8 protein-coding genes and 1 pseudogene are annotated in these 8,050 nt (G+C 72.3%); 3 read left to right on the forward strand and 6 right to left on the reverse strand.

Going from position 1 to position 8,050, the window contains the following annotated elements:
* Positions 1–62: 62 nt before the first annotated feature.
* The gene (locus ACGFSC_RS41985; protein WP_359906686.1) at positions 63–1,619 is read right to left on the reverse strand and encodes an AMP-binding protein; all 1,557 of its coding nucleotides are present in this window, start codon (positions 1,617–1,619) and stop codon (positions 63–65) included.
* 194 nt (positions 1,620–1,813) lie between these two features.
* Positions 1,814–2,341 (reverse strand): hypothetical protein, encoded by a 528-nt coding sequence (locus tag ACGFSC_RS41990; RefSeq protein WP_359906689.1) that lies wholly within the window; start codon positions 2,339–2,341, stop codon positions 1,814–1,816.
* Positions 2,342–2,463: 122 nt separating this feature from the next.
* On the opposite strand from ACGFSC_RS41990, the gene ACGFSC_RS41995 reads away from it, so the two are divergent.
* Complete coding sequence (locus ACGFSC_RS41995) at positions 2,464–3,156, forward strand: alpha/beta hydrolase (RefSeq protein ID WP_359906692.1); 693 nt, start codon at positions 2,464–2,466, stop codon at positions 3,154–3,156.
* A gap of 21 nt (positions 3,157–3,177) precedes the next feature.
* Here the strand turns inward: ACGFSC_RS41995 and ACGFSC_RS42000 are convergent, their stop codons facing one another.
* Positions 3,178–4,338 carry a pentapeptide repeat-containing protein gene (locus ACGFSC_RS42000; protein WP_359906694.1) on the reverse strand — a complete coding sequence of 387 codons (1,161 nt, stop codon included), beginning with the start codon at positions 4,336–4,338 and terminating at the stop codon, positions 3,178–3,180.
* Between the two features lie 266 nt (positions 4,339–4,604).
* On the opposite strand from ACGFSC_RS42000, the gene ACGFSC_RS42005 reads away from it, so the two are divergent.
* On the forward strand, positions 4,605–4,775 hold the full coding sequence (locus ACGFSC_RS42005; RefSeq protein WP_359906697.1) for a hypothetical protein: 171 nt from the start codon (positions 4,605–4,607) through the stop codon (positions 4,773–4,775).
* Positions 4,776–4,836: 61 nt separating this feature from the next.
* Here the strand turns inward: ACGFSC_RS42005 and ACGFSC_RS42010 are convergent, their stop codons facing one another.
* Positions 4,837–5,709, reverse strand: a complete 873-nt coding sequence (locus ACGFSC_RS42010) for a ribosome-inactivating family protein (protein WP_359906700.1) — start codon at positions 5,707–5,709, stop codon at positions 4,837–4,839.
* A 187-nt stretch (positions 5,710–5,896) separates the two neighbouring features.
* Between ACGFSC_RS42010 and ACGFSC_RS42015 the strand changes: the two genes are divergently transcribed.
* Positions 5,897–6,697, forward strand: coding sequence for a hypothetical protein (locus tag ACGFSC_RS42015; RefSeq protein ID WP_359906703.1), 801 nt, complete (start codon positions 5,897–5,899; stop codon positions 6,695–6,697).
* Positions 6,698–6,823: 126 nt separating this feature from the next.
* On the opposite strand, the gene ACGFSC_RS42020 is transcribed toward ACGFSC_RS42015, so the two are convergent.
* A complete protein-coding gene (locus ACGFSC_RS42020) occupies positions 6,824–7,687 on the reverse strand; it encodes an alpha/beta fold hydrolase (RefSeq protein ID WP_359906705.1) in 864 nt (287 codons plus the stop codon).
* 117 nt (positions 7,688–7,804) lie between these two features.
* Positions 7,805–8,050: pseudogene (locus ACGFSC_RS42025) on the reverse strand (hypothetical protein); the annotation flags it as partial.

Raw genomic sequence — 8,050 nt, forward strand, 5'->3', positions numbered from 1 at the left:
CCGGGCGTGCGGGCCTGCGGGGTGGCGGCCCTCGGCGCCGCCACCCCCGGGATTCGCCGCCCTCAGGCCGTGGCGGCTTCGCGCAGGCGTTTCTTGTCGGGCTTGCCGACGGGCGTCAGCGGGATCTCGTCGACCAGGTGGAGCGCCTCGGGGGCGAAGATCCGGCCCTTGCGCTCGGTGACGAAGGCGCGGAGTTCGTCGAGCCGCGGCCGCTGCCCCGGGGCGGGGACGACGGCGACGTGGACGTGCTCCGTCTCCTGGTCGTCGCGGACGCCGAAGACCGCGCAGCGGGCGACGGTCGGGTGGGTGAGGAGGAGGTCCTCCACCTCGGACGGGTAGACGTGCCCGCCGACCACGATGATCAGGTCCTTGACCCGGTCGGAGAGGTAGAGGTAGCCGTCCTCGTCGAAGTAGCCGACGTCGCCGGTGTTCAGCCAGCCGTCCCGCAGCACGGCGGCGGTGAGGTCGGGCCGCTTCCAGTACCCGGCCATGATGCCGTCGGAGCGCAGGTGGACCTCGCCCTGTTCGCCGGTCGGCAGGTCGGTGCCGTCGAGGGAGCGGATCGCCACCTCGACGCCCGGGGCGGGCCGGCCGACCGGGACCTGGACGCTGTCGGGGCCGATCCGGTCGTGCTCCTGCGGGGTGAGGTAGGAGATCAGCTGCGCCTCCGACATCCCGTAGACGCCGACCAGGACGGGCCCGAACACCTTGAGCGCCTCGCGGATCCGGGTCGGCGAGGCGGCGCTGCCCCCGTAGAGGATCTGCCGCAGGCTGGACAGGTCGGTGCGGCCGATCGCCGGGTGGTCGAGCAACTGGTGGAGCAGCGCCGGCAGCACCCAGAGGTCGGTGATGCGTTCGCGTTCGACGGCGGCCAGGACCGCGCCGGGGTCGAAGGAGCGCTGGAGGACCACCGTGCCGCCGCGCTGGAGGGTCAGGTCGGACATGATCCCGGCGAGGTGGGCGAGCGGGGTGGCGGCGAGGAGGCGGGGCGCGCCGTCGACCGGGTCGCTGCCGACCGGGGCGTCGAAGACGCGGCGGTAGGGCCCGTGCAGGCTGAGGATGCCCTTCGGGATGCCGGTGGTGCCGCCGGTGTGGCGGATGCCGAGGTCGTCCTCCGGGCCGATCCGGACGTCCGGCGGTTCGGCGGGGCGGTGGGCGGCGGCGGCGATGACGTCCTCGCCGAGGGCGCCGGGGGCGCGGTCGGCCGGCCCCGGGCCCAGGGTGAGGACGGTGGGCCCGTCGAGCAGCGGGAGCAAGCGGGCGGCCGAGGCGTACCGTTCGGCGTCCACGAGCAGGAGGGTCGTGTCGACGCTCGCCGTGATCTCGGCCAGGACCGGCTCGCTCATGCCGTCGTACAGGTTCACCACCCGGGCGCCCGCGAGGCCGGCCGCGTACCGGGCGACGAGGGCCTCGGGGGTGTTGCCGGTCAGCAGGGTCACGGTGGTGCCGAGGGCGGCGCCCCGGGCGATCAGCTCGTGGGAGAGGCGGTAGGCGGCGGCGGCGAGGTCGCCGGCGGTGATCCCGGCGCCGTCGGCGGTGACGACGGCCCGCCGGTCGGGGTCGGAGGCGAGGGACCGGAGGATCAGGGCGGGGCCGCTGACGAACTCCGCGTCGCCCATGGCTACTTCTTCCTTGCAGTTTGCAACCATGGCCACAGGCTAACCCCACCCGCACCGTCGTGCCGGGGATGTTCCGCCGGTAATTGGCGTGAACGCATCGCCATCGGCGCAATCATGACGGTCCGTCATGTCAATGGCATCGCGCGCGCCGCCCCGTCCGGGTGAACCATCGGGGGCCCGGTGCGGCGCACCGCTCAGAACGCCGCCGGGGGCCGCAGGGCGAGGTCGGTGGCGGTGGCCCAGTGCTCGGTGGCGGCGGTGACGATCACGCAGCCCTGCTGGGAGGGGAGCCGGGGGACGAGGGCGCTGCGGCAGCCGTGGCTGTGGTTGACCTCGACCGGGACGCGGACGCCGTGGAGCAGGACCTCGCCCGGAGTGGGCGGGCCGTCGAGCGGGGCGAGGTGGGTGCGCGGGTCGAGGCGGTCCGAATTCGCCAGGAAGGTGGAGAGTTGGGACTGCGGGGTGGTGAGGGAACCCACCCGGTGGCCGGCCGGAACGGGGCGCGAGGTCTGGACGACGGCGACGAGTTCGCCGTCCAGGTGGTAGTTGAGGTCGAGGTGGCAGAGGTAGCCGTCGGAGGACAACCGCCCCAGCAGGAAGGACCACCCGGGCGGAGCGGCGCGGAGCGCGGCGATCTGCTCGCCCCACTCCTCGGCGGTCTCGCGGTGGGTCGGTATGCGGATGCTGCGCGGGCCGGTGTCGCGGAACAAGGGCTTTCCCAACGAGTGGTGGCTGATCGGTCGTTGGGACGAGTATGCGGGTGGCGCCCGGCAGTTCGGGGGCGGACCGCTCGGTAGGCTCGGGCGCGGTCCAGAAGTGATCCGTTCCGGACGAGGAGTGATCCGTGGCGACGTACGTTCTGATCCATGGCGCGGCGGCCGATGCCTGGTACTGGGGGCCGCTGGCGGCCGAGTTGCGCGGGCGGGGCCACGAGGTGGTCGCGCCGGACCTGCCGTGCGACGACGACGCGGCCGGGCTCGCCGAGTACGCGGACGCGGCGGTGGCGGCCGTCGGGGACGGGCCCGGCGAGCTCGTGGTCGTCGCGCACTCGTTCGGCGGCTTCACCGGCCCGCTGGTCTGCGCGCGGATGCCGGTGGACCTGCTGGTCATGCTGCACGCCCAGGTGTCGGCGCCCGGGGAGACACCGGGCGAGTGGTGGGAGAACACCGGCTACTGGGCGGCCCGCCGCGAATCCGACCGCAGCAGGGGCGTGGCAGAGGGCGCGGAGGAGGACGAACGCGCCCTGTTCCTGCACGACACCCCGGCCGCGCTGGCCGAGGAACTCCTCGCGAAGCACGGGAGGCGGCAGTCCGCGACCCCGTTCGGGACGCCGTGGCCGCTGGAGGCCTGGCCGCAGGTGCCGACCAGGTACCTGCTGGCCACCGGCGACCGGTTCTTCCCGCCCGCGTTCCTGCGGCGGCACGTCGAGGAGCGGCTCGGCTTCCGCCCGGACGAGATGCCGGGCGACCACCTCCCCATGCTCGGCCACCCGCAGGAGCTGGCCGAGCGACTGGAGGCGTACCGGGCCGGGCTGTAGCCGCCGCGCGGCAGCGGGGGATCAGGTGGGAACGATCGACCCGTCGGGTTCGCGCACGACCTCGATGGACGCCAGCTGCTCGGGCGTCAGCTGCGCCGTGGCCAGGCTGCTCCTGGTGAAGAGCGCACCGGAGAGGTCGGCGCCGCTGAAGGAACTGCCCCTCAGATCGGCATCGGTGAAGAACGCGCCGACCAGCTTGGCGTGGAGGAAGCTGCAGTTCGTCAGGACGGCTCCGGTGAAGTTGGCCTGGGTCAGGTCGGCGCGGCGGAAGTCGGCTTGGTCGGCCGAGCATCCCTCCCACCTGGTCAGGGGCGCTGAGGCATCGTCCAGGTCCGTCTCCAGGAGGGCGACGTGGGACAGGTCCGCGAATTTGAGGGAGGTGTCGACCAGGCTCGCACGGGTGAGGTCGCAGCGGGTGAGGTCGGCCGAGAAGAGATTGGCCGCCTCCAGGTCGGCATCGGTGAGCGTTGCCTCTGTGAGTCGGGCCTTTCCCAGCCGCGCAAACCGCAGGGAACTGCCCGACAGCAGGCTCCCGCTCAGGTCCGCGTGCGACAGCCGCGCCCCCTCCCACGTCAGGTGCCGGAGGTCCAGCCCCGAGAGGTCGAAAGGGCCGGCGAAGTGCCGAACGGGCAGACGGCCCAGGATCAGCGCCGCCAGCTGGACCTCCTCGGCCGGAGCCGGTACCGGGTCGCCGGGCACCCCGAGCGGGCGTGCCGTCCGGAGGAAGTGGGCCAGCACGGTCAGCCATGGTGGGGCGGAGTCCTCCTGCCCCGGCGACGGGGTGCGCCAGGCCCGACGTTCGAGGCGGTAGAGGGCGGCGATGCGGCGCTCCTGGTCGGGGGACCGGAGGTCCGCCGACAGCTCCGCGTCCGCCGCGTCCGCCGTGGCCGGCCGGGTCGGCGTGGCGGGGTCCGCGTCCTCGGCGTCCAGCCAGAGCCGGTGGAACCGCTCGACCTCGGCCTCCGGATCCGGCTTCTGCCGCCCGACGGCGGCATCGGCCAGGTAGCGCACGATGGACTCCACCCGTGCCCAGGAGGGGACGGTCACGCCGTGCAGCAGCTGGCTCGCGGTGTCGTGGCTCACCGTCGTCGGCAGGTCGCCGCGCTGCCTGATGCCGTCGGAGATCTCGCGGAGGCTGGGCTTGCCCGCGCCCCGGTACAGCCCGTGCAGGGCCCCGACCAAGTCCCTCCGCGGTCCGGGCGGAAGCTTCTCATTGGTCGGAACGACGATTCCCGCCACAGGCTGCCCTCGATGAACTGTCAGATTTCGTCCGCTGCTGTCAGTTCATCATGGACCGAAGGCGCGCCGCTGTCAGGCGAACGCCGTTTCCCGGCAGCCGACTTCAGGCTTCGTCGGATCCCATCGGTCGGGCGTGGCGCCGCTGTCGGGTGCGGTGAGGGTTGGACCAGGCCGCGAGGGGCGGCCGTCCCCCGGAGAGGAGAGGCGCGATGTTCGCCTGGTTCAGTGGTCGCGGTCGGATCGGTGGGGCGGGGCGCCGCCGGCGGTGGCGGGTCGTTCGTCGGACGGTCGGCCTGCACTTCGTGCGGGGCATGGCCGCGGCGGCGGGCGGTGCCACCGTGACGGTCCTGCTCGCCCGGCTGGTCAGCTGGCGGGGCTAGGGATGCGAGGCGGCGGGGGCGGCCCGCCGGCCGGTGCCGGTGGGCCGCCCCGGGCTTCGCCTTACCTGGGCTTGTGCATGATGGCGCCGTTGGCCTCGAAGAAGCCGGTGTAGTAGAGCACGGCCGCGATGGTGGCGACGGTGTGGCCCATGACGGAGATGGTCGCCGTGGACGGGTCGTTGCGGGCGTTGCGGATGAACTCGCTGATCTGTCCCCACTGGTTCTCGACGTTGGCGGCCAGGATGTTGCCCCGCTGCGGATCGAAGTAGTTCAGCGGCCGGTTCCGGCCGGGATTCTGGATGTTGCCCCGGACGACGTCGAAGACCACGCCGAAGCGGGACGCCTCCGAGAAGATCTGGATCGCCGTCAGCAGCGCCCGCCCCGTCGAGTCGTTGTACGCCGTCGCGCGGCCGAGGGTGCGCATGGCGTTGTAGATGTGCTCGGGGTTGAGGACGAGGCTTCCCCGCTCGTTGCCGCCCGGGATGTGGCTGTAGTTGCCGCTGGCGATGCGGTGGTTCCCGGGCACCGTGACGCCCAGCGCGCTCTGGAACTCGTTGATCCGGTCCTGGAACGCCCAGTGGGTGTTGCTCTGCGGGGCGTAGAAGCCGGCGACGTAGAGGTCGTTCGCCCAGAGGTAGACGGAGACGAGGTGGGTGTTGTTGGTGTCGAGGACGCGCACCTGGATCAGGCGGCCTTGTTCGGTGGTGGTCTCGGCGACGCCGTTGAGGCCGGTCGGACTGCCGTAGGTGTACCGGTGGATGGCGTCGATCAGGTTCCAGTAGTTCTGCTGGTGGTTGTTCCCACCCGCGGTGATGTTCGAGATGTGCCAGTCGACCACCTGGTAGTTGGCCGCGGACGCGGTGCCGCTGAGCGTCGTGACCAGGCCCAGGGAGACGGCCAGGGTCAGCAGGGCGGAGCAGAGTTTCTTCAGCACGGTCTTCTCGGTCTCTCCGGATGAAGGGGGGCGTAGGTCCTGTCGCGGCGTGAGCCTAGGAGCCGTCGTGCCACCGGAGTCGGTCGTCAGCGCACCGCCGTGTGACCGGGAGTGCACAGGCCGTTCGAGCTGCGTGGGGCGGTGGCCTCGGGCAGGGGTTCCGTGCCGTGCCTGGGATCATGAACGCATGTCCGAGGAACCGAACCCGCTGTCAGGTCCGTGGCAGCCCGCGCCGTCCAGTGCCGCCGACTGGCTGGTGGAGCTGTGCGCCGACGGCGGCGTGACCGGGTTCATGCCGCCCGCGCTGCCCGATGCCGGCTGGGTGCTCAATGCCATGTACGAGCACGAACAGGGGCCGTCCGAGGTGTCGTACCACGAGTACCGCCAGGCGGGTCTGGCGGACGGGAGCATCCAGCCCGTCACCTTCGCGGGCATCGACCTCGAAGTGGGCATCGCCACGGGAGGCGGGCTGGGCCGGGCCGGGCACCCGGGCCGCGGCTGGCGGCGGCTGCGGTGGGCGGAACTCGCCCGGCGGGTCGGCGACCCCGTCGTGCCCGACGGGCTCATGCCCTCGTACCGGTGTTTCCCCTCGGCCAAGAAGGGGGGCAGCTGGCCGCTGGGCATCAAACCGCCCACCGAGGGGAGCCTGGACCGTGAGAGCTGGAACCGGCTGATCGCGGTCCTCGTCGAGCACAGTCCCGAAGGTCCTGACACTCCCTGCCTGGCCTACTACAACCCGCTGATGCTGCGGGCCATCGACTTCGACAACCTCCATGTGAAGGCCGGCCGCCTCGGCGATGCCGGGATTCTCTACGAGAATCCCGAGGCCGACTTCAGCCCGTCCAACCTCTGGGCCGAGGACCGCTCATGGGTCCTGTGCACCGACTACGACCTGTGGGCCACCAAGGTCGCCGGGCCGCCGGGGCTCATCGAGGCGCTGGTGGACGACACCGGGATCGAGGCGGTACGACTGCCCTGGGCGACCTGACGACGAGCTGCCGCGCGCCCCGCGCCCGGTCCTTCGGAGCGCGGGAAGTCGGCGGGGCCGACTTCCCGCGCGGGCCAGGGGCCGCAGGGGCGTGGTTACGTCCGCGCGGGAGGCGTCACGGAGCGGTCAGGCTTCGGTGGGCAGGAGCGCGGCGAGTTCGCCCAGGACCTGGGCGGCCGGTGCCGGGTCGACCAGCCACTTCAGGTGGCTGCCGGGGAGCGTGCGGACGTCGTAGGGGTTGTCCGGGGTGAGGGCGTCGCCCTCGCGGATCATCCGGTCCTGCATGGCGAGCGGGATGCCGGCGTCCTCGGTCAGGCGGACGTACGTCCTGGGGATGCTGCCCCAGGTGTCGGCCTGCGCCCGGTCATCGGGGGTGCCGGTGTCGAGGTTCTCGTCGGGCTGGAAGGAGTTGAGGAAGACCATGAACTGGTCGTCCGTGCCGTCGGCGAGGAAGGCCGCCTTGAAGCCCGCGAGGACGCCCGGGTCGGCGGTGCGGAAGTTGCAGCGCAGCAGCCCGAGTTCGGCGGGGTTGCCGACGAGTGCCGCCGCCATCCCCGCGGCGTCGGCCGTGGCCATCTCGGGCTCGGCGTAGTAGGCGCCGACGGGGAGGTCGACGGGGGCCCAGGAGGAGACGTAGACGATGCGGTCGATCAGGTCGGGCCGCTGGTTGGCCGCGACGGTGGCCGTCAGGCCGCCGCGGCTGTGGGAGACGAGGACGACGGGCCCGTTGCTCTTGGCCCGCTCCAGGATCCCGATGAGGTGCGCGACGTTGTCGGCGAGGGTGACGCCCTTGATGGCGCCGGGCGCGGTGGCGAGCCCTTCGAGGTCCTGCGGCGCCTGGTAGGCGGCCGGGTACGTCGCGGCGAATCCGTGCCCCGGGAGGTCGACGGCGACGGACCGGTGCCCGAGGAGGCCGAGTTCGGCTTGGAGCGGCGCGAAGGAGAAGGAGTTCGCGAAGGCTCCGTGGACCAGGACGAACGTCGGTTGCATCTGTCTGCTCACTTTCTGACCTCCGTGCGTCGGCGGCATGCACGTCGTACGGGGGCAGCCGTCGAACAGCTGCCCAACTGTTCGACGGCACACAGTACTCAGCGAATGATCATCGCACTACCCGGAAAGGCCCTTCGCCGCTTGGGTGCGGCAGTGGGCGAGGGCGTACTTGATGCGGGTGTCGGGGTTGGGGGTGGTGGTGAGGAGTTCGCCGGCGGTGACGAGGGCGGTCCAGTAGGTGGCCGGGTTGCCGGTGCGGGGCATCGGCCGGGCGGCGGCGAGGGAGAGGTAGGCGGCGGTGAGGTTGCCGGTGGTGAACCAGCGGTGCAGGCCGTGCTGGTGGCCGGGTCGGATGCCGCCCAT

It is taken from the genome of Kitasatospora sp. NPDC048715, assembly GCF_043198905.1.
Lineage (GTDB): Bacteria > Actinomycetota > Actinomycetes > Streptomycetales > Streptomycetaceae > Kitasatospora > Kitasatospora lactacystinica.